The following is a 26,838-nucleotide window of genomic DNA, read 5'->3' as shown; positions in this document are numbered from 1 at the left end:
TCTCAACAGGAGTTTACTTACGCGCTTTTTTGCCGATTTTCAGCGAATCCGGCACACTATCGGCCTCCCGAGCAAACGCTTGGTTTTAATCACTCACGCAGAAGCCGTATGACCCGCTCCCCGTTCCTCCGTCTTGTGTTTGGCACCCTGCGTCGACTGTTGTACCTCTGGGTTCGCTCGGAGACGATCAACCAGTCGTCGTTCACCCTCAACCTCGACCGCAGTCGTCCGGTGTTCTACGTCCTGCAAAACCCTTCGCTGACCGACCTCGCCGTGGTCGATACCGAGTGCAGCAAGGCCGGCCTGCCACGCCCGGTGCTGCCGGTATCGGTGGGCAACCTGCTGGAACCTGCCGCGTTCTTCTACCTGACGCCGGACCCGGACTGGCTCGGCCGCCAGGACAAGCGTGGCGCGCCGCCGACATTGACCCGCCTGGTCAGTGCCCTGAGCCAGAACGCCGCCGAAGATGCGCAGATCATTCCGGTCAGCGTGTTCTGGGGCCAGTCGCCGGACAGCGAAAACAGCCCATGGAAACTCCTGTTCGCCGATAGCTGGGCGGTGACCGGGCGCCTGCGTCGCCTGCTGAGCATCATCGTGCTGGGACGCAAGACCCGCGTGCAGTTCTCCGCGCCGATCCACCTGCGCGAGCTGATCGAACACAAGAAGGGCCACGAGCGCACCGTGCGCATGGCCCAACGCATCCTGCGGGTGCATTTTCGCAACCTGAAGGCCGCGGTGATCGGCCCGGACATTTCCCACCGGCGCAACCTGGTCAAGGGCCTGGTCAACCAGCCGCTGGTCAGGCAAGCGATCCTCGACGAAGCCGAGCGCGAAAACATCTCCCCGGAAAAGGCCAAGGCCCAGGCCCTGCGCTATGGCAACGAGATCGCCTCGGACTACACCTACACCGCGATCCGCTTCATGGAAGTGGTGCTGAGCTGGTTCTGGAACAAGATCTACGACGGCATCAGGGTCAACAACATCGAAGGCGTGCAGAAGGTCGCACCGGGTTACGAAGTGATCTACGTACCCTGCCACCGCAGCCACATCGACTACCTGCTGCTGTCCTACCTGCTGTTCCGCAATGGCCTGACCCCGCCGCACGTCGCCGCCGGGATCAACCTCAACATGCCGGGGATCGGCGGCCTGCTGCGTCGCGGCGGTGCGTTTTTCATGCGCCGCACCTTCAAGGGCAACCCGTTGTACACCTCGGTGTTCAACGAATACCTGCACACCCTGTTCACCAAAGGCTTCCCGGTGGAGTACTTCGTCGAAGGCGGCCGTTCGCGCACCGGGCGCATGCTGCAACCGAAGACCGGGATGCTGGCGATCACTCTGCGCAGCTTCCTGCGTTCGTCGCGCACGCCGATCGTCTTCGTGCCGGTGTACATCGGCTACGAGCGCGTGCTGGAAGGCCGCACCTACCTCGGCGAACTGCGCGGCGCGAGCAAGAAGAAAGAATCGGTCTTCGACATTTTCAAAGTCATCGGCGCGCTCAAGCAGCGCTTCGGCCAGGTGGCGGTGAACTTCGGCGAGCCGATCAAACTGGCGGAGTTCCTCGACAGCGAACAGCCGGACTGGCGCAAACAGGAACTCGGCCCGCAATTCAGACCTGCCTGGCTCAACGAAACCACCCACCGCCTCAGTGATAAAGTTGCGCAGCATCTGAACGAGGCAGCCGCGATCAACCCGGTCAACCTGGTGGCGTTGGCGTTGCTGTCCACCAGCCGCCTGGCCCTGGACGATCGCGCCATGGCGCGGGTCCTCGACTTGTATCTGGCGCTGTTGCGCAAGGTTCCGTACTCGCCCCACACCACCCTGCCGGACGGTGATGGTCGAGCGCTGATCGAGCACGTGAAGGACATGAGCCTGCTGTCAGAACAGAGCGATGCCTTGGGCAAGATCCTGTATCTGGACGAGCAGAACGCCGTCCTGATGACCTACTACCGCAATAACGTGCTGCACATCTTCGCACTGCCGGCGTTGCTGGCGAGCTTCTTCCAGAGCGCCTCGCGCATGAACCGCGAACAGATCCTGCGCTACACCCGCGCGTTGTATCCGTACCTTCAAGCGGAGCTGTTCATCCGCTGGACGCTGGAAGAACTGGATGCCGTGATCGACCAGTGGCTGGAAGCGTTCGTCGAGCAAGGCCTGCTGCGTTTCGAGAACGCCGTGTACCTGCGCCCGGCGCCAAGCTCACGGCACTTCGTGCTGCTGACACTACTGTCGAAAAGCATCGCCCAGACCCTGCAGCGCTTCTACATGACCGTGTCCCTGCTGCTCAACAGCGGCCAGAACAGCATCAGCGCCGAAGAACTGGAAGACCTGTGCACGGTCATGGCCCAGCGCCTGTCGATCCTGCATGGCCTGAACGCTCCGGAATTCTTCGACAAGAGCCTGTTCCGCCACTTCATCCAGACCATGCTCGACCTCGACGTGCTCAAGCGCGACGAGGCCGGCAAGCTGGGTTATCACGAACTGCTCGGCGAACTGGCCGAAGGCGCGGCCAAGCGGGTGTTGCCGGCGGAGATTCGCTTGTCGATCCGTCAGGTGGCGTTGCATCGCAGTGAAGATGCCGCCGACCAACCCGCAGCGCCGGAACAAAGCGTCTAGATTGATCAGGGCGTCAGTCGATTCTGACGCCATCGATACGGAGATATCCCGATGAAAAAGCTGTCCTTGATCGCAACCGCAGTGCTGCTCACTGCCTGTCAGCACCCGACCCCGGCGCCCAAGGCCTCCCTCAATGGTGAAGTCTTCTACCTGCAACGCATCGCACTGCCACCTACGGCGGTCCTCAGCGTCAGCCTGCAAGACATCTCGCTCGCCGATGCCCCGGCAAAGGTCATCGACGAACAACATGGCCCGGTCAAAGGCCAGGTGCCGCTCCCCTTCAAGCTGAGCTACGACCCGCTGCAGATCGAGCCCAATCACCGTTACTCGATCAATGCGCGCATTGAAGTCGATGGCAAACTGCTGTTCATCACCACCGAGAATCACGCCGTGCGTCTGGACGGCACCGATCCACAGCCCTTGAAGGTTCGCGTCGACGCAGCCCGTTAAGTGTCTTTTTGAAAAAGGAAGTCGCCATGTTCCGCCCTACCCTTCGCTTTGCCGGCCTGTGCGCAGGTCTGATGATCTCCGCGAGCGCACTCGCACTGTCCCTCAGCGACCTGTCGCAGACAGACGCCACTGGCGGCCTCAAGGACGCCCTGACCCAAGGCGCGCAACTGGCCGTGAAACAACTTGGTACCCCAGGCGGCTTCAGCAACAACCCGGACGTGAAAATCGAGCTGCCGGGCAAACTGGGCAAAGTCGCGAGCAAGATGAAACAGTTCGGCATGGGTGATCAGGTCGATGAGCTGGAGGCCAGCATGAACAAAGCGGCGGAAACCGCCGTCACCCAGGCCCAGCCGATCCTCGTCGATGCCGTGAAGAAAATGACCGTGGAAGACGCCAAGGGCATCCTCAGCGGCGGCAACGACTCGGCCACCCAATACCTGAACAAGACCAGCCGCGAACAGATCCGCGCCAAGTTCCTGCCCATCGTCAAGCAAGCCACCGACAAGGTTGGCCTGGCCCAGCAGTACAACTCGTTCGCCGGGCAAGCAGCGACCATGGGCGTAGTGGATGCGAAAAACGCCAACGTCGAAAACTACGTCACCGAACAAGCGTTGAATGGCCTGTTCGAGATGATCGGCAAACAGGAAGAAACCATCCGCCAGAACCCGGCGGCAGCGGCGACCAGTTTGGCGAAGAAGGTGTTTGGTACGTTGTGATTTTCAGCTGACGGCAACATCAGAAAAGCCCGCTGACCTACTCAGGTTCAGCGGGCTTTTTCGTTTCCCATTACGGCGGATCAAGGCGATCCAACACGTCACTCACCGACAATTGCACCAGGACAATCATCTGCTGAATACCGAGCACCAGATTGCACGTCGGCCCAGTCAGGCTGGCTGACAGCTCGGTCGCCATCACATTGGCTGAGGCGAGGGTTTCGTAGGCGTGAACCAGTAGGGTTTCGGAATTGATTCCTGGGCGGATGGTGAAAATTGGGCAGGGGCGACTTGTAGCGCCGATATGTTCTTCGGTTTCTGAACCCGGGGGGTTTGGGCTGGGTTTGATCATTGTGAAGCTCCTAACGAAAGTTGGAGCAGCCAGCATCACTTGCAGATGATGGGTGGCAGCTGTGTGCAGGTCTGCAAGACCGAGACGTTAGGCAACCTCGGCAGACCCGAAGATCTCCCGCACACAGCCACCATAAATCGGTGGTCGCTAAAAAAGCGCCACGATTATAGGTGCGCCAGTGGGCGCCTAACAAACTATTGGCGGGCTTGCAGTCCCGGTCGCTGAATTGGCAGCGACCATCGGAGGCTAGAGATGGAGCTTCCGACAGGCAACCTGAAAGTCTTGTGGGAATGGTCTGAATGGTTGGATTGGGCGATAAACATTGTTGACTGTTGGGCCGCCATCGCGGGCAAGCCCGCTCCCACAGGGATCGACGACATCCGCAAAAGCCATGTCGGCTGGCAGGCCGCCTTCGCGAGCAGGCTCGCTCCCACAGTTTTGGATTGAGCACGGTCAGGAAAATCAGGCCGGCCGGTAGGCCGCCTCGGACTGCTTTTGATCTGCCCGCCCCCTCGGGAGGCTGAGTGGAGGTGTTCATCCGGGGATGGGCGCGCAGCGCCGTTCGACGCAGTCGAACTCATTGCATGTAGGTCGAGCGAAGCCGACCGGAGGGCAATGCCCCCGGATGAATGCCGGAGCGAAGGAACCCCGAGCCTAGGCGAGGGGCCGTACGTAAGGGGCGAGACCTTTTGGTTCCTTTTGGCTGGGCCGGCACTCCGGGCGTTTGCCAAAAGGGACTCGCCGTAAGGGCGAAACCCTAAGCCGCCATTACCCAAATAATGGATAAGCCCCAGGTCAAACGGACTCCTTCCTAACCCGAAACCACGCCGCATACAACGCAGGCAAAAACAAAAGCGTCAACGCCGTAGCAACGATCAACCCCCCCATGATCGCCACCGCCATCGGCCCAAAGAACACACTGCGCGACAGCGGAATCATCGCCAACACCGCCGCAAGCGCCGTCAACACAATCGGCCGGAACCGCCGCACCGTCGCCTCGATGATCGCCTGCCAAGGCTTGAGCCCAGCAGCGATATCCTGCTCGATCTGATCCACCAGAATCACCGAGTTGCGCATGATCATCCCGGACAACGCGATGGTCCCCAGCATGGCCACGAAACCGAACGGCTGACGGAACACCAACAGAAACAACGTCACCCCGATCAACCCCAGCGGCGCCGTCAGAAACACCATCGCCGTGCGCGAGAAACTTCGCAGCTGCAGCATCAGCAAGGTCAGCACCACCACAATGAACAACGGCACACCAGCCTTCACCGAATTCTGTCCGCGCGCGGAGTCTTCCACCGTGCCGCCGACATCCAGCAAGTAGCCATCGGGCAATTCGGCGCGAATCGGATCGAGGGTCGGCATGATCTGCTGCACCAGCGTCGCCGGTTGCTCCTTGCCATAGATGTCAGCGCGAACGGTCACGTTGGGCAGACGGTTACGGTGCCAGATGATGCCCTCCTCGAAGCCGTATTCCAGGGTGGCGATCTGCGACAGCGCGACGCTGCGACCGTTATCCGTCGGCACCGCCAGGCTCGGCAGCAATGACAACTCGGTGCGCTCATGCAAGGTGCCGCGCAACAGGATCTCGATCAACTCGTTGTCTTCACGGTACTGGCTGACGCTGGAACCGGTCAGTGAGCTTTGCAGGAACCTCGACAGGTTCGCCGTGCTCACGCCCAGCGCCCGCGCGCGGTCCTGATCGATGTTCAGGTACACCACCTTGCTCGGCTCTTCCCAATCCAGGTGGACGTTGACCACATGCGGGTTCTCGCGAACCTTGGCCGCGACTTTGCGCGCCAGCGCCCGGACTTCCTCGATGTGCTCCCCGGTCACGCGGAACTGCACCGGATAGCCAACCGGCGGACCGTTTTCCAGACGCGTGACCCGCGAGCGCAGAGCGGGGAATTGTTCATTGAGCGTTGCAATCAACCAGCTGCGCAGGGCTTCGCGCTCCTCGATGGTTTTCGCCAGGACGACAAACTGGGCGAAGCTCGCCGCCGGCAGTTGCTGATCCAGCGGCAGGTAGAAACGCGGCGAACCGGTGCCGACGTAGGCCACGTAATTGTCGAGCCCCGCCTTGTCCTTGAGCAGCGCTTCGAGGCGTTTGACCTCGTCCGCGGTGTTGCTCAGCGAAGCGCCTTCGGCCAGTTTCAGATCGACCATCAACTCCAGGCGACCCGATGCCGGGAAGAACTGCTGCGGCACAAAACGGAACAGCACGATGGAGGCAATGAATAACAAAACAGTCGCCACGATCACGGTCTTGCGCCAGCGCACGCACCACTCCACCAGCCGCCGGACGCGCTGATAGAACGGCGTGCCATACGGATCGGGCTGGCCGGCACCATGCTTGGCGGCGTGAATTTTCGCCAGGTCCGGCAGGAGTTTTTCCCCGAGGTATGGCACGAAGACCACGGCGGCGACCCACGACGCCAACAGCGCGATAGTGACCACCTCGAAGATCGAACGGGTGTATTCGCCAGTGCCCGATTGCGCCGTGGCAATCGGCAGGAAGCCGGCCGCCGTGATCAGCGTACCGGTGAGCATCGGGAACGCGGTACTGGTCCAGGCATAACTCGCCGCTTTGACCCGGTCGAAGCCCTGCTCCATTTTGATCGCCATCATTTCCACGGCGATGATCGCGTCGTCCACCAGCAAGCCCAGCGCCAGTACCAGCGCACCGAGGGAGATCTTGTGCAGGCCTATACCGAGGTAATACATGCAGGCGAAGGTCATCGCCAACACCAGCGGAATCGCCAGGGCCACCACCATGCCGGTACGCACGCCGAGGGAGAAGAAGCTCACCAGCAACACAATGGCCAGCGCCTCGACCAGCACTTGCACGAACTCGCCAACACCGGTTTTCACCGCGGCCGGTTGGTCGGAGACTTTGCGCAACTGCATGCCGGCCGGGAGGTTTTTCTGAATGCGGGCGAATTCGATTTCCAGCGCCTTGCCCAGCACCAGGATGTCACCGCCGTCCTTCATCGCCACCGCCAGGCCGATCGCGTCTTGCCCCATGAAGCGCATGCGCGGTGCCGGTGGGTCATTGAAACCACGCCGCACGTCGGCCACATCGGAGATGCGGAAGGTGCGATCACCGACGCGGATCGGGAAGTTCCTGATCTCGTCGACCGTCTGAAAATTCCCTGTCACCCGTAGCTGCAATCGCTCGCTGCTGGTTTCGAAGAAACCTGCCGTGGACACCGCGTTCTGTTCTTCAAGGGCTTGCTGGACCGCAGCCAGCGGCAAACCGAGCGTGGCGAGCTTGACGTTGGAGAGTTCGATCCAGATTTTCTCGTCCTGCAATCCCAGCAGTTCGACCTTGCCCACATCCTTGACCCGTTGCAGCTGGATCTGGATGCGGTCCGCGTAATCCTTGAGCACGGCGTAGTCGAAACCCTCGCCGGTCAGGGCGTAGATATTGCCGAACGTGGTGCCGAATTCATCGTTGAAGAACGGCCCCTGAATCCCCGGCGGCAGGGTATGCCGGATGTCGCTGATCTTCTTGCGCACCTGATACCAGAGCTCCGGGATCTCCACCGAGTGCATGGAGTCGCGCGCGATGAAGGTCACCTGGGATTCGCCCGGGCGGGAGAACGACACAATGCGCTCGTACTCGCCGGTTTCCATCAGCTTCTTTTCGATGCGCTCGGTGACCTGGCGCGAGACTTCCTGGGCGGTCGCTCCCGGCCAGTTGGTGCGAATCACCATGGCCTTGAAGGTGAACGGTGGGTCTTCGCTCTGGCCGAGCTTGGTGTAGGAAATTGCGCCGACAATGGCCAGCAACAGCATCAGGAACAGGACGATCTGGCGATTACGCAGCGCCCATTCGGAAACGTTGAAGCGCATCGGGGCTTACTCCTTGTCTGCCAGATTGACCACGCGGTTCGAACGATCCACCGGGCGTACCTGCTGCCCTTCGAGAAGCACATGAACACCTGCGGCTACCACCCAGTCGCTGGCGTTGAGCCCTTCGAGCACCGGTACGTTTTTCTCGCCGAAGGCACCGACGCGCACCGGCGTTTTCTTCAAGGTGTTGTTGGCGCTGACGACCCAGACATAGGTCACGCCGTTTTCCGCCGTCAGCGCTGAGAGCGGAACGGACAGAGGAACTACGTCGGCAACCTGCACGAACACGCGGGCGCTCTGGCCCAGCTCGACAGGCACCTTGCCGGCATTGAAAGCGATGCGCGCCGCGAAGGTACGCGACTTGGGGTCGGCCGCTGGCGACAGTTCACGAATACGCCCTGCGAAGCGCTGATCAGGTTGCGTCCAGAGTTCCACCGACACCTGCTCACCGACCTTGAATCGGCCGAAATTCTGCTCCGGCAGGCTGATCGACACTTCACGCTCACCATCGGTGGCCAGGGTGAACACCGTTTGCCCGGCGGCCACAACTTGCCCGACTTCCACCAGACGCTTGGCCACGACACCGTCCTGCGGCGCTCGCAGCACGGCATAGCTGGCCTGGTTATTGGAAACGTTGAATTCGGCTTTGATCTGCTTGAGGCGCGCTTCACCGGAGCGGTAGAGGTTTTCGGCGTTGTCGTACTGCGAACGACTGACCAGTTGGCGATCCATCAGGGTCTTGTAGCGATCACGTTCGGAACGCACCAGGTTCAGGTTGGCTTCAGCGGCGGCGACCTGGGCGCGGGTAGCCTCCAGTTGCAGGCGCACGTCCTGAGGGTCGAGTTCTGCCAATGGCTGATCGGCCTTGACCCGTTGCCCCTCTTCGACCAGTCGTCGGCTGACTTTGCCACCGATACGGAACGCCAGGTCCGGTTCGTAACGCGCGCGAACTTCGCCTGGATAGCTTTCCATGGACTGCGCCGAAGGCTCTGGCTGGACCACCATGGCCGGGCGCACGCTGACTTGCGGTGCCTCTTCGTGACCACACGCAGACAATAAAAAAGCCAGGGTGACTGGCAACGCGAGGGGCAAGGCATAGCGGAACATGGTGAAGGACCTTTCGCTAATGGTGCTTTGAATAATTATACTGAGCAGTATGTTATTAATAGCAAACTCACCAGTCCAGTAATAAAAACGAATATGCCAAACAATCTTTCAGCACCCAATGGCCCAGGCAGACCCAAGGATCTGGTCAAGCGTCAGGCGATTCTCGATGCGGCGAAAACGCTGTTTCTGAGTAAGGGGTATGCCAATACCAGCATGGATGCCGTCGCAGCCGAGGCCGGTGTGTCAAAGCTGACGGTCTACAGCCACTTCAACGACAAGGAAACGCTGTTTTCCGCCGCCGTGATGGCCAAGTGCGAGGAGCAATTGCCACCGCTGTTCTTCGAATTGCCCGAAGGCGTGGCAGTGGAAACCGTGCTGCTGAACATCGCGCGCGGTTTTCATCAACTGATCAACAGTGATGAATCGGTGAACCTGCACCGCTTGATGATGGCCCTGGGCAGCCAGGACCCGAAACTCTCGCTGATTTTCTTCGAGGCCGGGCCGCAGCGCATGTTGCAAGGCATGGAGCGCCTGCTGAGCAAGATCGATGAAAGTGGCGTGCTGCGCATCGACAAGCCGCACAACGCCGCCGAGCACTTCTTCTGCCTGCTCAAGGGCGCCGGGAATTTCCGCTTGCTGTATGGCTGCGGCGAACCGCCGGTTGGCGAGGCGGCGGAGAGCCATGTACGGGAAGTGGTGGGGTTGTTTATGCGGGCTTATCGGCCGGATTCGGCCTGACAGCTCATGATTGTCTGTTCTGACGCCTTCGCGAGCAGGCTCGCTCCCACAAGGGGTCTTGTGATCATCATAGATCCAATGTGGGAGCGAGCCGGCTCGCGAAAGGGGCGACTCGATCTTAAGGCTTCAAAGCCTTCTTCGGATAGATGTCATACCGACTGGACTTGCCATCCAGCGCATGGCTCGGCTTCGGCCCTTCGATGCACGGTGCCTTGCGCGGGCGCTTGACCACCACCCGGTGGCTGGCCAGGGCCAACGCGGCTTCGAGCAATGCCGGTGCATCCGGGTCATCGCCCACCAGCGGCCGGAACAGGCGCATTTCCTTCTTCACCAGCGCGGTTTTCTCGCGGTGCGGGAACATCGGGTCGAGGTAGATCACCTGCGGCGGCTCGCCCTCCCAGTTGCGCATCACCTCGATCGAATTGCCCTTGAGCAAACGCATGCGCGCCACGATCGGCGCCACGTCGAAATCTTCCGCGCCACGGGCCAGGCCGTCTTCCAGCAAGGCGCCAATCAGCGGCTGACGCTCGATCAGGCTCATCTCGCAACCAAGGCTGGCCAGCACGAACGCGTCCTTGCCCAGTCCCGCCGTGGCATCCAGCACCCGCGGGCGCACGCCTTGGGCAACGCCAACGGCCTTGGCGATCATCTGCCCGCTGCCACCGCCGTACAACCGGCGATGGGCCGCACCGCCCTCGACGAAGTCCACCCGCACCGGCCCCGGTGCATCCGGCCCCAGCTGTTGCAGCTGCAAACCCTGGTCGCCCACCTGCAAGGCAAATTCGCCGTCCGCCACTTGCATCGGCAAGCCCAGGCGCTCGGCCCATTGCTCGGCTTGTGGCTCGAAAGCCGCGTCCAGGGCCTGGACATGGATGCGGCAGGCCGCAGGTTGATCAATCATCGGAAAACACGCTCAAAAAATTAATGATCGGCAAAAACGGCCGATAACAAAACTATCGAGCATTTTGCCAGAGCTGAGCGTCGACCGAGAGAAATGTCAGACATTCAACCCACAATCACAGGTTTTATCTCGCCCTACGGCGACTACAACCTGCGAAACACCCAGGCACTGAGCGGCGTCAGCCACATCTGGCAGGATTTCTTTGCCCGGGCGCTGGCCGAACAGTCGGGTGAAGTGCTGCCGCAATCGCTGAACTTTCCACCGGTCGATCTCGAAAGCCCGGTTGAGCCCACCGTTGGCAGCGACCTGCTGGCGCACATCGTGTCCCAGCGCGAATGCGACGTTCAGGACACTCCGGTCCGTCCGCCCGAGCCGCTGTTCCTGCCGATTGCCGAGTTCGAAATGGACCTGGCCGACAAGCCATTCCCACCGTTCCCGGCAGATGAAATCGTCGCCCAGCAAAAACAACAGGACTTCGAAAGCGGCTGGGTGCGCCCGATCGTGCTGAACGTCGGTCAGCCGCTGCCAGAAGCCGGCCCTGCCCCGCAACCACGTCCGCTGCACCTGCCGATCGCCGAATTCGAACTGGATCTGCTCGACAAGCCGTTCCCGCCGTTCTCGCCAGAGGAACTGGTGGAACAGCAGAAACAACTCGATTTCGACAATGGCTGGGCACGCCCGATCATCCTGCAGAACCTGCGTCTCGCCGCCTGATCCTCAGCCACCCTTGCAGATCCCTTATTCAGCCTTTGAAGAACTGATTGGCCTTCTGGTACGGCATCGACTGCGAAGTGAAACCGAACGTGCCTGACGTCCGGATTTCTTCGGCAGCGCGGAAGAATTCACCGTAGGCCGCCAATGCCAGCGCCGAACCGACGCTGATGCGCTTGACGCCCATTTCACCCAACTGCGCGACCGTCAGTTTCAAGCCGCCTGACATCAACACATTCACCGGCTTTGGTGCCACGGCGCGCACCACAGCCAACACCTCCTCGGCGCTACGCAGACCGGGTGCGTAAAGCACATCGGCACCAGCCTCGGCGAATGCCTGCAAGCGGCGGATGGTGTCGTCCAGATCGGGATTGCCGTGCAGGAAGTTTTCCGCCCGGGCGGTCAAGGTAAAGGGAAACGGCAAACTGCGAGCGGCCGCGACAGAGGCCTCGATTCGCGCCACGGCGTGCTCGAAACAGTAGATCGGGCCATCTTCGCGACCGGTGGCATCTTCAATCGAACCACCGACGGCTCCGGCCTCTGCTGCGCGCAGAATACTTTTCGCGCAATCAGCCGGGTTGTCGGCAAAGCCGTTTTCCAGGTCGACCGCAACCGGCAAGTCGGTGACGGCGACGATCGCCCGTACGTTCAACAGGGTATCGTCGAGGGTCAATTCGCCATCGGCACGACCCTGGGAAAAGGCAAAACCGGCACTGGTGGTCGCCAGCGCCTCGAAGCCGAGGCTGGCAAGCATTTTCGCCGAACCGGCATCCCACGGATTGGGAATCACAAATACGCCGGGGCGCTCATGCAGGGCTTTGAACGCCAGGGCTCGAAGGGTTTGCGCATCCATTGGACAGGCTCCTGAAGAGGGGGAAAGAGTCCGCCTCAGAGCAAGCCAAGTTGCTCGGCGACGGGTTCTCTGTATAGCTCAGGCAGCGCCGGCAAGCCAGGCAAACGCAGCATCAGCCGGGCGTGAAAACGCTGCGCCAGTTTCGCCGCCAGCAGGTTGTCGGCCGTGTGCAGGAAGATGTACGGCGTGCGGCCTTCTTCGATCCACAGTGCGATTTTCTCGACCCATGGCTGCAGAAACGTATCGTTGGCCTCAAGCGTCGGATGGCCGATAAAACGCACCTGCGGGAACTGCGTGAAGGCCGCCGGACGTGGTGGCACACGGGGTTTCTTCGATTGGGCGTGCAGCACCGAAGACTCGGTAGAGGTGCAACTGAACAGTGCGCGGGGATCGAGACAGATGCGTTCGACACCGCGATCCAGCAGCAGGCGATTGAGCATGCGCTCGCTGTCACCCCGGGCGAAAAAGTCGTCATGCCGCACTTCCACGGCCAGCGGCCGCTGCAGGGCATCGATAAACCCGGCCAGCTCGGGCAAACGCTGGGGTGTGAAGCTTTTCGACAGCTGCAACCACAGCGGCGACACCCGTTCACCGAGCGGGCTGAGCAATTGCAGGAAGGTGTCGGCGGCGGTCAACTGCTCGCGCAGATCGCCACCGTGGCTGATCTCGCCGGGAAACTTGGCGGTGAATCGAAAATGTGCGGGCATGGTCTCGGCCCAACGCTGCACGGTGCCGGCAGCCGGGCTGGCGTAGAAGGTCGTGTTGCCTTCCACGGCATTGAATACCTGGCAATAGAGATCAAGAAAATCAGCGGTTTTGGCGTCTGGCGGATACAGGTAATCGCGCCAGGCGTTCTCGCTCCAGGACGGGCAACCGAGGTAATAAGGCAGCACCATCAGATGTACAGGTCGAGACCCAGCACATCCGCTTCCCAATCGACGAAACCGGCGGTGCTCAGGTAGCTGGCCAGGGCTGTCGCCACGCTTTTGCTCATGGCACGGTGGTAAATCATGTCTTGCTGACGGGCGGGAAGATTGCTCAGTTTTTGCGCAGAGGCTTTGGCGGCGCGGGCAGCCAGTTGCTCTTCAGTCGGGAATTCCAGCTCGCCGTCAATATCGATGGCGTCATCTTCCACCACGCGGTCTTTGCGAGGTTTGCGCTTGATGGGGTAGGACTGAGAGGAAACGCCGTCTATACGCATGCGTGCATACTCGGAATCAGTGATGGCAGTTTAGTGGCGCATAACCCACTTCGCAAACCGCCGAGTGATAACTAGAACACATAAAAGGCAAAAGGTTTAAAAGCCGGGGTTAGAAATTGACGATTGGCTATGTCCATGAAATCGCCTTCGCGAGCAGGCTCGCTCCCACAAGGGATAACACTGATCCTGTGGGAGCGAGCCTGCTCGCGAATAGGCCAGCTCGGTCTTGGGGGATTACCGCGCCTTGGGCGTCGCCACTTTATCGCGCAGATAAACCGGCTGCGCCTCGTCGGCCACGATCGCCTCGCCGCGTTCCCAGGCAAATCGCGCCAGGGTCAGCAGGTCTTCGGCATGGGGCAACATGCCCGCGTCCTGCCCGCTCAGGCTGACGGCGATACGCTCGCCATAGCCCCAACCGGTGCCTGCACCGAACCACTCGCCACTGGCATCGGCCGGCAGTGCAGCAGACTCCGGCGGCAGCACAGCTTCCGCCCCCACCAGGCGCATCTCCCCGGCCGTTTCGCGGTAGCAACCCCAATACACTTCATCCATGCGTGCATCGATGGCGGCGGCGACCTGGGTGGCGCCGTGTTCGCGCAATGCACGTTGCGCCAGCACGGCCAGGTTCGACACCGGCAACACCGGGCGATCCAGGGCAAACGCCAGCCCTTGCACCACGCCGATGGCGATGCGCACGCCGGTGAAGGCACCCGGGCCACGGCCGAACGCGATGGCATCGACCGCTTGCAGGGTGGTGCCGGCATCGGCCAGCAATTGCTGGATCATCGGCAACAGCTTCTGCGCATGCAGGCGCGGGATCACCTCGTAATGGCTCGTGACCTTGCCGTCATGCAGCAAGGCAACGGAGCAAGCTTCAGTCGCGGTGTCCAGGGCCAGCAAGGTGCTCATCGATGTTTCCGTAAAAGAGGTCAGAAAAAGTTCGCCAGTATAAACAACTACGGCCCGCAAGCGGGCCGTAGATGATGCAGCGGATCAGGTTTTTCAGCTCAGGGCTGCAAGCACCTTGGCGGTGATCGCTTCAACCGAGCCAACACCTTCGATATGGCTGTACTGCGGCTTGCCGTTGGCAGCCGACAGTTTCTGGTAGAACTCCACCAGTGGCTTGGTCTGCGAATGGTAGACCGACAGGCGATGACGCACGGTTTCTTCGGTGTCGTCCTTGCGCTGTACCAGGTCTTCGCCGGTGACGTCGTCTTTGCCAGCGGTTTTCGGCGGGTTGTAGACGATGTGGTACACGCGGCCACTGGCCTCGTGAACACGACGACCGGCGATACGCTGGACGATTTCTTCGTCTTCAACGGCGATTTCAACCACTGCATCCAGCTCGACGCCGGCCGTCACCAGGGCTTCAGCCTGGGGAATGGTGCGCGGGAAGCCGTCGAACAGGAAACCGTTGGCGCAGTCGGACTGGGCGATGCGGTCCTTGACCAGCGCGATGATCAGGTCATCGGACACCAGGCCACCGGCATCCATGATGCTCTTGGCCTTGATGCCCAGTTCGGTGCCGGCCTTGACCGCAGCACGCAGCATGTCGCCGGTGGAGATTTGCGGAATGCCGAATTTTTCGGTGATGAACTTAGCCTGAGTACCTTTACCGGCCCCGGGAGCTCCCAGCAGAATGACGCGCATCGATGTGCTCCTCAATTTTTTATATGGATAACGTCAGATTCGCCTCGTGGGGCCAATCTCAAAAATAGGGTCGTGACCGCCCAAACGGCCAGAGGCTGATCAAGATACACAGCAGGCTGCGCCCACACAAGACGCCAAAAGTCGGAGAAACCGCTGCCTCTTGCGAGCATTGCGCACAGTTTCCCAAGTCGCAACCCCGTCATTAACTGTCGCCTGACAGCACTTTTCGACCCGTCATACAGCGGCATCCGACCCACTTGCCGGATGCCTGACCCCACGGCAAAAACCTTAGCCGGTGTTACGCAAACCGGCGGCAATCCCCGCGACAGACACCAGCAAGGCCTGTTCTACCGGGCTGCCCTGCGCCACGTCCTGCAATCGCGAACGGGCCAACAACTCGGCCTGCAATAGATGAAGCGGGTCGAGGTAGGTGTTGCGCAAACGGATGAACTCAAGGGTCGCGGGGCTATGTGCCAGCAGTTGCGACTGCCCGGTCAAGCCGAGAACAATGGTGCACGCCTGCGACAATAGGTCGCGTAAGTGCGCACCCAATGGCAACAGATTCGGCTCCACCAGACGCTCATCGTAGGACTGGGCAATGTCGGCATCGGCCTTGGCCAGGACCATTTCCAGCATGTCGATGCGAGTACGGAAGAACGGCCACTGCTCACGCATCTGCCCCAGCAGTTCGCCTTCGCCACGTTCCAGTGCCTTGCTCAGGGCGGCTTCCCAACCCAGCCACGCCGGCAGCATCAGGCGCGTCTGGGTCCAGCCGAAGATCCACGGAATCGCCCGCAGGCTTTCGATGCCCCCGGCCCGACGCTTGGCCGGACGACTGCCCAGTGGCAAACGACCGAGTTCCTGTTCCGGCGTGGACTGGCGGAAATATTCCACGAACTGCGGATTTTCCCGCACCACGGCGCGGTAGGCGCTGACACCGTCTGCGGCCAGTTCGTCCATCAAATGGCGCCACTCAGGTGTTGGTGGCGGCGGCGGCAGCAAGGTCGCCTCAAGCACGGCGGCCAGGTACAGATTGAGGTTCTGTTCGGCGATGTCCGGCAGGCCAAATTTGAATCGAATCATTTCGCCCTGTTCGGTAGTACGGAAACGCCCCGCCACCGAACCCGGCGGCTGCGACAGAATCGCCGCATGGGCCGGGCCGCCGCCACGCCCCACGGTGCCGCCGCGACCGTGGAACAACAGCAACTCCACGTCCTGCGCACGGCAGATATCCACCAGCCGCTCCTGCGCCCGGTACTGCGCCCAGGCCGCCGCGGTGGTGCCGGCGTCCTTGGCCGAGTCGGAGTAGCCGATCATCACTTCCTGCGGCCCCTGCAGGCGCGAGCGATAGCCTGGCAACAGCAACAGCTTCTCGATCACCGGACCTGCGTTGTCGAGGTCGGCCAGGGTTTCGAACAGCGGCACCACGCGCATCGGCCGCAACACGCCGGACTCTTTGAGCAACAACTGCACGGCCAGGACGTCGGAAGCCGCACCGGCCATGGAAATCACATAGGAACCGAGGGATGCCTGCGGCGCAGCGGCGATTTCCCGGCAGGTCGCCAGCACTTCGGCGGTGTCGGCGGAGGGTTTGAAGTACGTCGGCAACAAGGGACGACGATTGCTCAATTCGCGCATCAGGAAGGCGATGCGCTCTTCTTCGCTCCACTCCTCGTAGCGGCCCAGGCCAAGGTAGTCGGTGATTTCGGTCATGGCCGCGGTGTGCCGCGAGGAGTCCTGGCGCACATCCAGACGAACAAGGAACAGGCCGAAGGTCACCGCCCGGCGCAGGCAATCGAGCAACGGCCCGTCGGCGATCACACCCATGCCGCACTCGTGCAGAGAGTGATAGCAAAGCTCCAGTGGATCGAGCAGTTCGCGGTTGTCTTGCAACACATCGGTCGGTGCCGGCGTTGGCGCCGACAACGAGGTGTGCGCCCAATTGCGCGTCGCCCGCAGGCGTTCGCGCAGCTGTTTAAGCACTGCCCGGTAAGGTTCGGCGCTGTCTCCCGCCCGGGCTTTCAATTCATCGCTGGCCTGCTGCATCGACAGCTCAGCCGCAAGGTGATCGACATCGCGCAGGTACAGATCAGCCGCCATCCAGCGCGCCAACAGTAAAACCTCTCGGGTAACCGCCGCCGTCACGTTCGGGTTGCCGTCGCGGTCACCGCCCATCCACGAGGCAAAGCGAATCGGTGCCGCCTCCAGTGGCAAGCGCAGGCCGGTGGCGGCGTGCAGGGCCTGATCGGCCTTGCGCAGATAATTGGGAATGGCCTGCCACAGCGAATGCTCGATCACCGCGAAACCCCACTTGGCTTCGTCCACCGGCGTCGGACGCGTGCGGCGAATCTCTTCGGTGTGCCAGGCTTCGGCGATCAGACGCTGCAAGGTGGCCTTGATCTGCCCGCGCTCGGCACTGGTCAGGTCACGGTGATCCTGAGCCGCCAGTTGCGCGGCGATAGCATCGTACTTCTGGATCAGCGTGCGGCGCGCAACTTCGGTCGGATGCGCGGTCAATACCAGCTCGATCTCCAGCCGGCCCAGTTGCCGGGCCAGCGCCTCGGCGCCATGCCCCTCGGCGCGCAGGCGGGCGAGCAATTCCGGCAGCACCCGGGCTTCGAACGGCGCCTGTCGGGATTCCTCGCGACGGTGAATCAACTGGTACTGCTCGGCGATGTTGGCCAGGTTGAGAAACTGGTTGAATGCCCGCGCTACCGGCAGCAATTCGTCTTCGCTCAATTGATTGAGGCTGGCACTCAGTTCGGCGTCCATGGAGCCGCGCCGGTCAGCCTTGGCGCCCTTGCGGATCTGCTCGATCTTGTCGAGAAAACCGTCGCCATATTGCTCGCGAATAGTGTTGCCCAACAGCTCACCCAACAGGTGAACGTCCTCGCGCAAGCGTGCATCAATATCGGTCATCAGCAGGTCTCCAGCAAAAATCCGGGCGGCTAGTACCCTAGAGAGTGCCGTCCCAGACAGGTTCTTACAAGCAAGTCGACGAAGGGCCTTTAAACCTTGCCTGTTGAAGCTAGTCTGAAGATAAACCGTACAACGGCCATCGCCGGTAAAAACCGGACACTCACCCTGCCTGCCACGAGCGGGAGCGCCATGAGGTCAATATGAAAATCCGCGAGCTTGCCCATCACTGGGAAGAAAACGCCAAGGGTCGCCTGACCGACACCGGCTACTCGATTCACCTGGATGTCGAGTCGGCCGCACGGCTGGCCGCGATCATCGAGATGTACCCCAAGCGGCATCCCGAAGAACTGCTCGGCGATCTGATCGGCGCCGCGCTGGAAGAACTGGAAAGAAGCTTCCCGTACGTCAAAGGCTCGACCGTGGTCGCCACCGACGAAGAAGGCGATCCGCTGTACGAAGACATCGGGCCGACCCCGCGTTTCCTGGCGTTGTCGCGTCGGCACCTGCACGATTTGTCGATGCCCGACGACAAACAGAAACACTGATCCTTGTGGGAGCGAGCCTGCTCGCGAAAGCGGTGTATCGGTCAACATCAATATTGAATGTTGAATCGCATTCGCGAGCAGGCTCGCTCCCACATTTGATTCCTATTATTGCTCCAGCTTCTGTGGCGTTTCCTGCCCCATGCAACGCACGGCTTTTTTCTTGCTGTCGACCAGCACGCCGGTCAGGCCTTTTTGCTCCATGTCGAACAGCACCAACACACCATCGACGCACTGCGCCACCTGGGCGGCCGGTTCCAGGGAAACTTTGTAGTCTTCGCCCGGAATGGTCTTGAGCATGGTGAACTCGTTGAGCAGCAACGCATCCTCAGGCTTGGCGAAGTGCAGGTAGCCGTACCACCACAGGGCACCGACGGTGCCGAGGATGCTGCAGATACCGGTGATGATCAGCGGGATGGCGTTACGTTCTTCACTCATTGCGGACTCTCTGGTGGTTCATCTTCAGAATTCGGGGGTGCCGGGTAATTGGGGATTTCACCCAGGCGGCGCAGGCCGTTGAAATGCTGCGGGTCATCGAGATAACGCAGCATGACTTTGCGCCAGACCGGATTGGCGAACGTCTGCACGTGACCGCCACGGGTCAGTTGCAGCACTCGCGGCGGCGGCGCAGCTTGATACAGTCGAATGCCGTTGGAAAGAGGCACGATCGGATCGTCGATGCTGTGGTAGAGCAGTTTCGGCACATCCTTGAGTTGCGCCATGGAGTTGATCGCGCTGTCGCCATCCGGCACCAGCCATGACAACGGCACCTGGAACGGCCAGGTCAGCCATGAGTTGCTCAGGGCAAACCGGCCCACGCTGCGGTAACTGGCGGGTGCGCCATCGAGGACGATGGCCTTGAGTTGTTTCTGGCGCTGCGGGTGCCGGACCAGGTAATGCACGGCCATCGAGCCACCCAGACTCTGGCCGAGCAGGATCAGTGGCTTGCCTTGAACCTCGGGTGCCTTGTCCAGCCAGGCGAATGCCGCATCGATATCCTGATAGATCGCCGGCAGGCTCGGCTTGCCTTCGGACAGGCCATAACCGCGATAGTCCACAAGCAACACCTGGTAACCATTTTTCGGCAACCAAAAGCTCCCGCCGAGGTGCATGGGCAGGTTTCCGCCGTTGCCGTGCAGGTGCAGCACCGTGCCTTTGACCTCGACCCCCTGCTTCGCCGGCAACCACCAGGCATTCAGCTTCAGGCCATCGGCGGTGTTCAAGGTGACGGCGCGGTATTCGAGCCCGGCCTTTTCCGGGGTGAACAACTGGCCGGGTTCGGGGTAGAACAGCAGCGAGCTGCAACCGCTCAAGGCCAGCAGAAGGCAGATGATGCCGAGGGTTCTCATCCGGTGAAACCTCGCTGTGTGGAGTTGGAACATGGAGCAAATGTGGGAGCGAGCCTGCTCGCGAATGCGGTCTGACACTCAACACTTCCATTATCTGACACACCGCTTTCGCGAGCAGGCTCGCTCCCACAGGTGACCTCATCGGACCTATAGGATATTGGAGTAATCCGCCTCGATCCGGTCCAGGCTCAGGTGGTTGAGGAAGTTGGAGAAACACATCCACGCCGACAACGCATTCATGTCGCGGAACTGCTCCGGCAAATACTTTGGCGGTACCACCAGCCCCTCATCCACCAACTGGCGCAAGGTGCGCATGTCTTCCAGGGTGGTCTTGCCGCAGAACAGCAGCGGTATCTGCTCCAGCTTGCCTTTACGCACGGCCAGCTGAATGTAGTTGTAAATCATGATGAAGCCCTTGAGGTAGGACAAGTCTTTGGTAAATGGCAGACCTGTCGGCACCGAGCCGCGGAACACGCGGCTGGCGTTGCTGTAGCTCTCGGGCATCTCGAAGCCTTGTTCGCGGAAGAACTCGAACACCTGCAGGAAATCCGCACCCTCCTCGACCATGTGAATGGCCCGCGTGCGGTTGGTCAGCTTGCGCAGGCGGCTGGGGTAGGAGGCAAAGGTGATGATTTCCATCAGGATCGCCAAGCCTTCCTGGGTCACCGTCGACGAGGGTGGCCCCTTGGATAGGAAGGTGCAGATCGGCTGATTCAGACCATTGAGTGTAGTGCCTACATGCACCAGCCCTTCGTGGACTTCCAGGGCCCGCACATCACGCTCGTTGAACATGGCGTCGGTGCGGATTTTGATGTAATCGGCACCGGCTGCCGCATCGGCGACAATCCCGTCGGACTCGAACACCCGAATGGTTTCCTCGGCTTCGCCAAACACCTTGTTCAAGCGATGCTGCAACATGTCGACCGCATTCTTGGCCGTCAGCGTTTTCGGTTCATCTTTCAGATCGCCCCGGCCGTCGATGTTGTTCAGGTATTCGGACAGCATCATGCCCAGGTCGGACAGGGTCGGGTCGCCGGCATGGAACGCGTCGGACGCGGCACCGTACAACTCTTGGGAAATCAGGCCGAAATCCTCGGTGCCACGCGCTTCGAGCATGCGCACCACCATGCGGTATTCCTTGCACATGCGCCGCATGATCTGCCCGACCGGGTTGAACTGGCCAAGCTGGCGGGTGATGTCGCGCTCGATATTCTGGAACTCCAGCTTCACTTTGCTGGAATCGAACGCCAGTGGCCGGTTGAGGTAGTAATCACGGTCCACTGCCGGCATTTCCTTGCCCTTGGCCTTGAGGAAACCCTTGCGAATGTTGTCGTCCCATTTGACCGCATCGAGGACACGGATCGGTGTCTGCGCCAGCACGATGCGATCGGACAAAGTGCGTATCGACTGTTGGTAATCGTCCACCCGAAACTCCTGTAGAAACCTGTTGTTGCCGGTTATTTGGCTTTGGCCTGACGCTGGTAGCGCACCGCTTCGACGAACACATCGGAGTTGGCCGGGTCGTCGAGGTAAGCGGCGACTTGATCCATGTTGCTGTCGATCAATAAGCCTTCACCGTCGTTGGTCTGGAAGCTTTCACCGCTCAGGGCTTTTTGCTGCATGGCCTGGTTGATCTGGTCGAGGTCGAGGTTGTAGACCACCAGTTCATGTCTGTCGGTCAGCTCAAAACCGCCAATGGTGAAATGCCCGCCGAATTGCGCCGGCACTTTCGCCGACAGATACCAGCGGCTGCCATGGCGCGACACCGTGAAGGAATAAGCCTCCCGCTCCCCGGGCCTGGCCCGGTAATAGCTGACAGCCTGATAGCGGTTGTCGCCAATGCGGGTCAGTTCGAGGTTGAGCGGCTCGCCCCAGCCATTGGTGCTGGTCCATTTGCCGAGCAATCCCTTGGGCGCGGGTTCGCTTGCGGGCAGCGGCTCCTTGAAGGTCACCAGACAGCCGCTGAGCAGCAGGAACGACAAGGCGATCACAACGACACGCCAGGCTTTCATTCAACACTCCCTATGAACGCACTTCGCCCAAAGTGATCACCAGCCACTGTGGGAGCGAGCAGGCTCGCTCCCACAGAGGTTAGCCTCCACGCCGGGATCAGACCGACGCCAGCACCAGGTGCATGTAACGCGTCAGGATGCCGAGCATTTCCTCTTCGGCCGCAGGCTCGCCCACGTTGAGCAGCCCCTGATACTCCATCCGGCCGATAATCGCCGTCAACACCTTGGCGTCCTGATGCGGCTCGCGCGAGCCCAGTACCTGGAACAGCTGGCAAGAACCCTGCAACAGGATTTGCTGATGCGAGCGCACCAGTTCGGCCAGGCGCGGATTCAGCAACGCTTCCTGGCGGAACGCCTGCTCGGCCATCAAATGCTCACGGCGATTGACCAACTGCCGGTGAACGTAATCGGTCATCAACCGTGCAATGTCGTCCGCCAGTTTCGAGCGCGCCTGCGGGCTGCCATCGCCACTGGCGATCATGTCGCGCAACAGCCCCTCGTTGTTCACCCACAGTTTGCCCATGTACGCCGCACTGCGCTCCACGTACTGGGCGAAGGTATCGGTGAGCAAGTCATCGATATCCTTGAAATAGTAAGTGGTCGCGGACAATGGCACTTGCGCCTCGGCGGCCACGGCACGGTGCCGGACGGCACGCACGCCATCGCGCACGACAATGCGCATGGCAGCGTCAAGAATGTCCTGTCGTCGCTGCTCACTGCCCTGTCGGCTGGCCTTGCGACCCTGGTACTGAACGCTTTCAGCGACCGCAGTGGCGATACCCGCTGCACCTTCTTGAGCCATTGCACGAATCACGACAGGTATTTCCTCTCAGATGAAAGTAACAAGTTGATACGTTTGTACCAGACAGGCAATAAAAAACCGCCTGAAAAGGCGGTTTTTTAATTGAAACACTTACGCTTGCGGCCGCATGTGCGGGAACAGGATCACGTCGCGGATCGACGGGGAGTTGGTCAGCAGCATCACCAGGCGGTCGATGCCGATGCCTTCACCCGCCGTTGGCGGCATGCCGTACTCCAGCGCGCGAACGAAGTCGGCGTCGTAGTGCATGGCTTCGTCGTCGCCGGCGTCCTTGTCGGCCACCTGGGCCATGAAGCGCTCGGCCTGGTCTTCCGCGTCGTTCAGCTCGGAGTAGGCGTTGGCGATTTCACGACCACCGATGAACAGTTCGAAACGGTCGGTGACGTTCGGGTTCTCGTCGTTACGACGGGCCAGCGGCGACACTTCGAACGGGTACTGGGTAATGAAGTGCGGCTGTTCCAGCTTGTGCTCGACCAGCTCTTCGAAAATCATCACCTGCAGCTTGCCCAGGCCTTCGAAGCCCAGCACCTTGGCGCCGGCCTTCTTGGCGATAGCGCGAGCCTTGTCGATGTCGTTCAGGTCGTCAGCGGTCAGCTCGGGGTTGTACTTGAGGATCGAGTCGAACACCGACAGGCGCACGAACGGCTCGCCGAAGTGGAACACCTTGTCGCCGTACGGCACGTCGGTGCTGCCCAGAACCAGCTGGGCCAGTTCGCGGAACAGTTCTTCGGTCAGGTCCATGTTGTCTTCGTAGTCGGCGTAAGCCTGGTAGAACTCCAACATGGTGAATTCAGGGTTGTGACGAGTCGATACACCTTCGTTGCGGAAGTTGCGGTTGATCTCGAACACTTTCTCGAACCCGCCAACAACAAGCCGCTTGAGGTACAGCTCCGGCGCGATACGCAGGAACATGCCCATGTCCAGCGCATTGTGGTGGGTTTCAAACGGCTTGGCTGCCGCGCCGCCAGGAATGGTCTGCAGCATCGGCGTTTCCACTTCCAGGAAGTCACGCTTCATCAGGAAGCTGCGGATGTGGGCGATGACTTGCGAACGCACGCGGAACGTCTGGCGCACTTCTTCGTTGACGATCAGGTCAACGTAGCGCTGACGGTAGCGCTGTTCGGTGTCGGTCAGGCCGTGGTGCTTGTCCGGCAGCGGGCGCAGGGATTTGGTCAGCAGGCGCACGTTGGTCATTTCAACGTACAGGTCGCCTTTGCCGGAACGGGCCAGGGTGCCTTCGGCGGCGATAATGTCGCCCATGTCCCAGGTTTTCACCGCGGCCAGGGTTTCTTCGGACAGGGTCTTGCGGTTGACGTAGACCTGGATTCGCCCGGTCATGTCCTGGATCACCATGAACGAGCCACGGTTGAGCATGATACGACCGGCAACCTTGACCGGGATCGCAGCCTCTGCCAGCTCTTCCTTGGTCTTGTCCGCGTACTGTTTCTGCAGTTGCTCGCAGTAGTTTTCACGGCGGAAGTCGTTCGGGAAGGCATTGCCCTTGGCGCGCTCGGCAGCAAGCTTTTCCTTGCGCAGGGCGATCAGGGAGTTTTCTTCCTGTTGCAGGGCTTGCGGGTCGAGTTCTAGGTCGCTCATGTCTTTAGATATTCCATCAGGTTCGTTGCCCCCGGGCCTTGCGGCCCGGGGATCGCCAGCAGGCTGGCTCCTACAGGGATCGAATTGAATCAGCCGATCCTGCTTTGCGTCTTTTACAGCCCGGACTTCAGGCTCGCTTCCAGGTATTCGTCGATATCACCGTCGAGTACCTTGTCGCAGTCACTGCGCTCGATGTTAGTGCGCAAATCCTTGATCCGCGAGGCATCGAGTACATATGAGCGGATCTGGTGACCCCAGCCGATATCGGACTTGGTGTCTTCCAGCGCCTGGGACGCCGCGTTGCGTTTCTGCATTTCCTGCTCGTACAACTTGGCCCGCAGCATTTTCATGGCGGTGTCCTTGTTGGCGTGCTGGGAACGTTCGTTCTGGCAGCTGACCACGGTGTTGGTCGGTACGTGGGTGATACGTACGGCCGAGTCGGTGGTGTTTACGTGCTGGCCACCGGCACCCGAGGAGCGATAGGTGTCGATGCGCAAGTCTGCCGGGTTGATTTCGATTTCCACCTTGTCATCGATCTCTGGCGAGACGAACACCGCGCTGAACGAGGTGTGGCGACGGTTGCCGGAGTCGAACGGGCTCTTGCGCACCAGACGGTGTACGCCGATCTCGGTCCGCAACCAGCCAAACGCGTATTCACCCTTGATGTGCACGGTCGCGCCCTTGATCCCGGCGACTTCACCGGCGGACAGTTCCATGATGGTCGCGTCGAAACCGCGTTTGTCGGCCCAGCGCAGATACATGCGCAGCAGGATGTTGGCCCAGTCCTGGGCTTCAGTGCCGCCGGAACCGGCCTGGATGTCCAGGTAGGCGTTGTTCGGGTCCATTTCGTGGCTGAACATGCGGCGGAATTCCAGCTTGGCCAGACTTTCCTCGAGACGGGCCAGCTCGGCGACGACATCGCCCACTGCGCCTTCGTCGTTTTCTTCGACGGCCATGTCCAGCAGGTCGCGGCAATCGGCCAGACCGGTGTTCAGCTCGTCCAGGGTATCGACGATCTGCGCCAGCGCAGAGCGCTCGCGGCCCAACTCCTGGGCGTATTCAGGTTTGTTCCAGACACTCGGATCTTCAAGCTCGCGATTGACTTCGGTCAGACGCTCATGCTTTTGATCGTAGTCAAAGATACCCCCGAATAGTTTCGGAGCGCTCGGACAGGTCCTTGATGGTGTTCAGGATCGGGTTGATTTCCATGACGGGCAGCACTCGCAGGCGAACTTTTGAAAGCCGACGAGTATACCGGGAAACGGCCGCAAACGGCAGTCCGCCCGGCCGAAAACGCAAGTCCTTTGTAGGAGCGAGCTTGCTCGCGAGAAACGCTCAGGCACCGCGTTTATTCAGATAGCCATCGTTATCGTTAACGACCATCGCGAGCTCGCTCCTACAAAGGGAGGATGTTCAGCCGATGCCCACCTGATTACGTCCATTGTGCTTCGCCAGATACAGCCCCTTGTCCGCCGCCGAGATCAATTCACGGCAATTGCTGCCGGTTTTCGGGGTGATGGTCGCCAGGCCGATGCTGATGGTCAGGCTCGACCCTTCGCGCGGGGAACTGTGGGGGATCTTCAAGGCCTCCACGGTCATGCGCAGTTTTTCCGCCACCAGGCGCGCACCGCCCTGGGAGGTATTGGGCAGCACCAGGGCGAATTCTTCACCGCCGTAACGAGCCGGCAGGTCGGACGGTCGGGCACTGGCGTCACGGATCGCCGTGGCGACCTTGCGCAAGGCCTCGTCGCCTTCCAGGTGGCCGAAGGTGTCGTTGTAGGTCTTGAAGTAGTCCACATCGATCATCAGCAACGACAACTGGGTCTGTTCACGCAGCGAGCGGCGCCATTCCAGCTCCATGTATTCATCGAAGTGCCGACGGTTCGACAACCCGGTCAGGCCATCGGAGTTCATCAGGCGTTGCAGCACCAGGTTGGTGTCGAGCAACTGCTGCTGGCTGACGCGCAACGCGCGGTACGCCGCGTCCCGTTGCAGCAGGGTCATGTAGGAACGCGAGTGATAGCGGATGCGCGCGACCAGTTCGATGGTATCGGGCAGCTTGACCAGATAATCGTTGGCCCCGGCCGCGAAAGCCGCACTCTTGATCAACGGGTCTTCCTTGGTTGACAGGACAATGATCGGAATGTCCTTGGTCGCCGGGTGATTGCGGTATTCGCGCACCAGGCTCAGGCCGTCCAGCCCCGGCATCACCAGATCCTGAAGAATCACCGTCGGCTTGATCCGAACCGCATGGGCGATGGCCTGGTGCGGGTCGGCGCAAAAGTGGAAATCGATATTCTCTTCATTCGACAACCCGCGCCGTACTGCCTCGCCGATCATGGCCTGATCGTCCACCAACAACACCATGGCGGCATTTTCGTCAGTCTTGAAGTCGTCGAGCTGTAATTCATTCATGTGCGTTCACCTGAGAACTGCCTGTGCCAGGATTG

25 protein-coding genes are annotated in these 26,838 nt (G+C 60.7%); 7 read left to right on the top strand and 18 right to left on the bottom strand.

Features of this window, described 5'->3' with window-relative positions:
- Positions 1-108 precede the first annotated feature (108 nt).
- From plsB to ACEN8E_RS05155, 3 genes are read left to right on the top strand one after another with little or no spacing between them, the layout of a single operon-like run.
- Complete coding sequence (gene plsB / locus ACEN8E_RS05165; RefSeq protein WP_495591706.1) at positions 109-2,613, top strand: glycerol-3-phosphate 1-O-acyltransferase PlsB; 2,505 nt, start codon at positions 109-111, stop codon at positions 2,611-2,613.
- Between the two features lie 51 nt (positions 2,614-2,664).
- Positions 2,665-3,063, top strand: coding sequence for a YbaY family lipoprotein (locus ACEN8E_RS05160; protein WP_495591705.1), 399 nt, complete (start codon positions 2,665-2,667; stop codon positions 3,061-3,063).
- A gap of 26 nt (positions 3,064-3,089) precedes the next feature.
- The gene (locus ACEN8E_RS05155; protein ID WP_495591704.1) at positions 3,090-3,779 is read left to right on the top strand and encodes a DUF4197 domain-containing protein; all 690 of its coding nucleotides are present in this window, start codon (positions 3,090-3,092) and stop codon (positions 3,777-3,779) included.
- 70 nt (positions 3,780-3,849) lie between these two features.
- Here the strand turns inward: ACEN8E_RS05155 and ACEN8E_RS05150 are convergent, their stop codons facing one another.
- Positions 3,850-4,128: a DUF6124 family protein gene (locus ACEN8E_RS05150; protein WP_495591703.1), complete on the bottom strand. Its 279-nt coding sequence runs from the start codon at positions 4,126-4,128 to the stop codon at positions 3,850-3,852.
- A gap of 252 nt (positions 4,129-4,380) precedes the next feature.
- Here ACEN8E_RS05150 and ACEN8E_RS05145 point away from each other — a divergent pair, with 252 nt between their 5' ends.
- Positions 4,381-4,575: a hypothetical protein gene (locus ACEN8E_RS05145; protein ID WP_495591702.1), complete on the top strand. Its 195-nt coding sequence runs from the start codon at positions 4,381-4,383 to the stop codon at positions 4,573-4,575.
- A 348-nt stretch (positions 4,576-4,923) separates the two neighbouring features.
- On the opposite strand, the gene ACEN8E_RS05140 is transcribed toward ACEN8E_RS05145, so the two are convergent.
- Together ACEN8E_RS05140 and ACEN8E_RS05135 are read right to left on the bottom strand one after the other, a co-directional pair.
- The gene (locus ACEN8E_RS05140) at positions 4,924-7,989 is read right to left on the bottom strand and encodes an efflux RND transporter permease subunit (protein WP_495591701.1); all 3,066 of its coding nucleotides are present in this window, start codon (positions 7,987-7,989) and stop codon (positions 4,924-4,926) included.
- 6 nt (positions 7,990-7,995) lie between these two features.
- Positions 7,996-9,096, bottom strand: coding sequence for an efflux RND transporter periplasmic adaptor subunit (locus tag ACEN8E_RS05135; RefSeq protein ID WP_495591700.1), 1,101 nt, complete (start codon positions 9,094-9,096; stop codon positions 7,996-7,998).
- Positions 9,097-9,189: 93 nt separating this feature from the next.
- Here ACEN8E_RS05135 and ACEN8E_RS05130 point away from each other — a divergent pair, with 93 nt between their 5' ends.
- Positions 9,190-9,834: a TetR/AcrR family transcriptional regulator gene (locus ACEN8E_RS05130; protein WP_495591699.1), complete on the top strand. Its 645-nt coding sequence runs from the start codon at positions 9,190-9,192 to the stop codon at positions 9,832-9,834.
- A gap of 118 nt (positions 9,835-9,952) precedes the next feature.
- Here the strand turns inward: ACEN8E_RS05130 and ACEN8E_RS05125 are convergent, their stop codons facing one another.
- Positions 9,953-10,735, bottom strand: a complete 783-nt coding sequence (locus ACEN8E_RS05125; protein WP_008019582.1) for a class I SAM-dependent methyltransferase — start codon at positions 10,733-10,735, stop codon at positions 9,953-9,955.
- A gap of 93 nt (positions 10,736-10,828) precedes the next feature.
- On the opposite strand from ACEN8E_RS05125, the gene ACEN8E_RS05120 reads away from it, so the two are divergent.
- A complete protein-coding gene (locus ACEN8E_RS05120; protein ID WP_495591698.1) occupies positions 10,829-11,449 on the top strand; it encodes an energy transducer TonB in 621 nt (206 codons plus the stop codon).
- Positions 11,450-11,477: 28 nt separating this feature from the next.
- Here ACEN8E_RS05120 and ACEN8E_RS05115 read toward each other — a convergent pair whose 3' ends face one another.
- The 6 genes from ACEN8E_RS05115 to ppc form a co-directional block, all read right to left on the bottom strand.
- The gene (locus ACEN8E_RS05115; protein ID WP_495591697.1) at positions 11,478-12,299 is read right to left on the bottom strand and encodes an isocitrate lyase/PEP mutase family protein; all 822 of its coding nucleotides are present in this window, start codon (positions 12,297-12,299) and stop codon (positions 11,478-11,480) included.
- Positions 12,300-12,334: 35 nt separating this feature from the next.
- On the bottom strand, positions 12,335-13,195 hold the full coding sequence (locus ACEN8E_RS05110) for a DUF72 domain-containing protein (protein ID WP_495591696.1): 861 nt from the start codon (positions 13,193-13,195) through the stop codon (positions 12,335-12,337).
- Positions 13,195-13,500 carry a hypothetical protein gene (locus ACEN8E_RS05105; protein WP_495591695.1) on the bottom strand — a complete coding sequence of 102 codons (306 nt, stop codon included), beginning with the start codon at positions 13,498-13,500 and terminating at the stop codon, positions 13,195-13,197. The genes ACEN8E_RS05110 and ACEN8E_RS05105 overlap by 1 nt, the downstream gene beginning before the upstream one ends.
- Before the next feature lie 234 nt (positions 13,501-13,734).
- Complete coding sequence (gene tsaB / locus ACEN8E_RS05100; protein WP_008019587.1) at positions 13,735-14,409, bottom strand: tRNA (adenosine(37)-N6)-threonylcarbamoyltransferase complex dimerization subunit type 1 TsaB; 675 nt, start codon at positions 14,407-14,409, stop codon at positions 13,735-13,737.
- A gap of 93 nt (positions 14,410-14,502) precedes the next feature.
- Positions 14,503-15,150, bottom strand: a complete 648-nt coding sequence (gene adk / locus ACEN8E_RS05095) for an adenylate kinase (protein WP_495591694.1) — start codon at positions 15,148-15,150, stop codon at positions 14,503-14,505.
- Positions 15,151-15,438: 288 nt separating this feature from the next.
- Positions 15,439-18,069, bottom strand: coding sequence for a phosphoenolpyruvate carboxylase (gene ppc, locus ACEN8E_RS05090; RefSeq protein ID WP_495591693.1), 2,631 nt, complete (start codon positions 18,067-18,069; stop codon positions 15,439-15,441).
- A gap of 200 nt (positions 18,070-18,269) precedes the next feature.
- On the opposite strand from ppc, the gene ACEN8E_RS05085 reads away from it, so the two are divergent.
- On the top strand, positions 18,270-18,614 hold the full coding sequence (locus tag ACEN8E_RS05085) for a pilin assembly protein (protein WP_429365991.1): 345 nt from the start codon (positions 18,270-18,272) through the stop codon (positions 18,612-18,614).
- Positions 18,615-18,719: 105 nt separating this feature from the next.
- On the opposite strand, the gene ACEN8E_RS05080 is transcribed toward ACEN8E_RS05085, so the two are convergent.
- The 8 genes from ACEN8E_RS05080 to ACEN8E_RS05045 form a co-directional block, all read right to left on the bottom strand.
- Positions 18,720-19,049 (bottom strand): PA3694 family proteiin, encoded by a 330-nt coding sequence (locus tag ACEN8E_RS05080; RefSeq protein ID WP_495591692.1) that lies wholly within the window; start codon positions 19,047-19,049, stop codon positions 18,720-18,722.
- Positions 19,046-19,960, bottom strand: coding sequence for an alpha/beta hydrolase (locus ACEN8E_RS05075; protein ID WP_495591691.1), 915 nt, complete (start codon positions 19,958-19,960; stop codon positions 19,046-19,048). Before ACEN8E_RS05075 ends, ACEN8E_RS05080 begins: the two co-directional genes overlap by 4 nt.
- A gap of 147 nt (positions 19,961-20,107) precedes the next feature.
- Positions 20,108-21,385, bottom strand: a complete 1,278-nt coding sequence (locus tag ACEN8E_RS05070) for a flavohemoglobin expression-modulating QEGLA motif protein (protein ID WP_495591690.1) — start codon at positions 21,383-21,385, stop codon at positions 20,108-20,110.
- A 32-nt stretch (positions 21,386-21,417) separates the two neighbouring features.
- On the bottom strand, positions 21,418-21,972 hold the full coding sequence (locus ACEN8E_RS05065; protein ID WP_495591689.1) for a hypothetical protein: 555 nt from the start codon (positions 21,970-21,972) through the stop codon (positions 21,418-21,420).
- 97 nt (positions 21,973-22,069) lie between these two features.
- Positions 22,070-22,786, bottom strand: coding sequence for a TetR/AcrR family transcriptional regulator (locus tag ACEN8E_RS05060; RefSeq protein ID WP_495591688.1), 717 nt, complete (start codon positions 22,784-22,786; stop codon positions 22,070-22,072).
- Between the two features lie 99 nt (positions 22,787-22,885).
- The gene (gene lysS / locus ACEN8E_RS05055; protein WP_495591687.1) at positions 22,886-24,388 is read right to left on the bottom strand and encodes a lysine--tRNA ligase; all 1,503 of its coding nucleotides are present in this window, start codon (positions 24,386-24,388) and stop codon (positions 22,886-22,888) included.
- Between the two features lie 113 nt (positions 24,389-24,501).
- Positions 24,502-25,597 (bottom strand): peptide chain release factor 2 gene (prfB, locus tag ACEN8E_RS05050; protein WP_143512432.1). Its coding sequence is split into 2 segments (ribosomal slippage): positions 24,502-25,524 and positions 25,526-25,597, totalling 1,095 coding nucleotides; the frame shifts between segments, so codons are not numbered across the junction.
- 204 nt (positions 25,598-25,801) lie between these two features.
- A complete protein-coding gene (locus tag ACEN8E_RS05045) occupies positions 25,802-26,803 on the bottom strand; it encodes a diguanylate cyclase (RefSeq protein WP_495591686.1) in 1,002 nt (333 codons plus the stop codon).
- Positions 26,804-26,838: the final 35 nt, after the last annotated feature.

The sequence above is a fragment of the Pseudomonas sp. Pseusp9 genome, assembly GCF_059491265.1.
The sequence above is the reverse complement of the archived record's forward strand: the minus strand, read 5'-3'. Positions and strand labels throughout refer to the sequence as shown.

Excerpts from the sequence above, each read along its gene's own strand:
- ACEN8E_RS05045 (WP_495591686.1), bottom strand. The coding sequence starts at position 26,803 with ATGAATGAATTACAGCTCGACGACTTCAAGACTGACGAAAATGCCGCC.
- ACEN8E_RS05150 (WP_495591703.1), bottom strand. The coding sequence starts at position 4,128 with ATGATCAAACCCAGCCCAAACCCCCCGGGTTCAGAAACCGAAGAACAT.
- ACEN8E_RS05155 (WP_495591704.1), top strand. The coding sequence starts at position 3,090 with ATGTTCCGCCCTACCCTTCGCTTTGCCGGCCTGTGCGCAGGTCTGATG.
- ACEN8E_RS05140 (WP_495591701.1), bottom strand. The coding sequence starts at position 7,989 with ATGCGCTTCAACGTTTCCGAATGGGCGCTGCGTAATCGCCAGATCGTC.
- plsB (WP_495591706.1), top strand. The coding sequence starts at position 109 with ATGACCCGCTCCCCGTTCCTCCGTCTTGTGTTTGGCACCCTGCGTCGA.
- adk (WP_495591694.1), bottom strand. The coding sequence starts at position 15,150 with ATGCGCGTCATTCTGCTGGGAGCTCCCGGGGCCGGTAAAGGTACTCAG.
- ACEN8E_RS05115 (WP_495591697.1), bottom strand. The coding sequence starts at position 12,299 with ATGGATGCGCAAACCCTTCGAGCCCTGGCGTTCAAAGCCCTGCATGAG.
- lysS (WP_495591687.1), bottom strand. The coding sequence starts at position 24,388 with ATGAGCGACCTAGAACTCGACCCGCAAGCCCTGCAACAGGAAGAAAAC.
- ACEN8E_RS05085 (WP_429365991.1), top strand. The coding sequence starts at position 18,270 with ATGAAAATCCGCGAGCTTGCCCATCACTGGGAAGAAAACGCCAAGGGT.
- ACEN8E_RS05145 (WP_495591702.1), top strand. The coding sequence starts at position 4,381 with ATGGAGCTTCCGACAGGCAACCTGAAAGTCTTGTGGGAATGGTCTGAA.
- ACEN8E_RS05125 (WP_008019582.1), bottom strand. The coding sequence starts at position 10,735 with ATGATTGATCAACCTGCGGCCTGCCGCATCCATGTCCAGGCCCTGGAC.
- ACEN8E_RS05075 (WP_495591691.1), bottom strand. The coding sequence starts at position 19,960 with ATGAGAACCCTCGGCATCATCTGCCTTCTGCTGGCCTTGAGCGGTTGC.
- ACEN8E_RS05160 (WP_495591705.1), top strand. The coding sequence starts at position 2,665 with ATGAAAAAGCTGTCCTTGATCGCAACCGCAGTGCTGCTCACTGCCTGT.
- ACEN8E_RS05135 (WP_495591700.1), bottom strand. The coding sequence starts at position 9,096 with ATGTTCCGCTATGCCTTGCCCCTCGCGTTGCCAGTCACCCTGGCTTTT.
- ACEN8E_RS05105 (WP_495591695.1), bottom strand. The coding sequence starts at position 13,500 with ATGCGTATAGACGGCGTTTCCTCTCAGTCCTACCCCATCAAGCGCAAA.
- ACEN8E_RS05065 (WP_495591689.1), bottom strand. The coding sequence starts at position 21,972 with ATGAAAGCCTGGCGTGTCGTTGTGATCGCCTTGTCGTTCCTGCTGCTC.
- ppc (WP_495591693.1), bottom strand. The coding sequence starts at position 18,069 with ATGACCGATATTGATGCACGCTTGCGCGAGGACGTTCACCTGTTGGGT.
- tsaB (WP_008019587.1), bottom strand. The coding sequence starts at position 14,409 with ATGAGCACCTTGCTGGCCCTGGACACCGCGACTGAAGCTTGCTCCGTT.
- ACEN8E_RS05120 (WP_495591698.1), top strand. The coding sequence starts at position 10,829 with ATGTCAGACATTCAACCCACAATCACAGGTTTTATCTCGCCCTACGGC.
- ACEN8E_RS05130 (WP_495591699.1), top strand. The coding sequence starts at position 9,190 with ATGCCAAACAATCTTTCAGCACCCAATGGCCCAGGCAGACCCAAGGAT.
- ACEN8E_RS05110 (WP_495591696.1), bottom strand. The coding sequence starts at position 13,195 with ATGGTGCTGCCTTATTACCTCGGTTGCCCGTCCTGGAGCGAGAACGCC.
- ACEN8E_RS05080 (WP_495591692.1), bottom strand. The coding sequence starts at position 19,049 with ATGAGTGAAGAACGTAACGCCATCCCGCTGATCATCACCGGTATCTGC.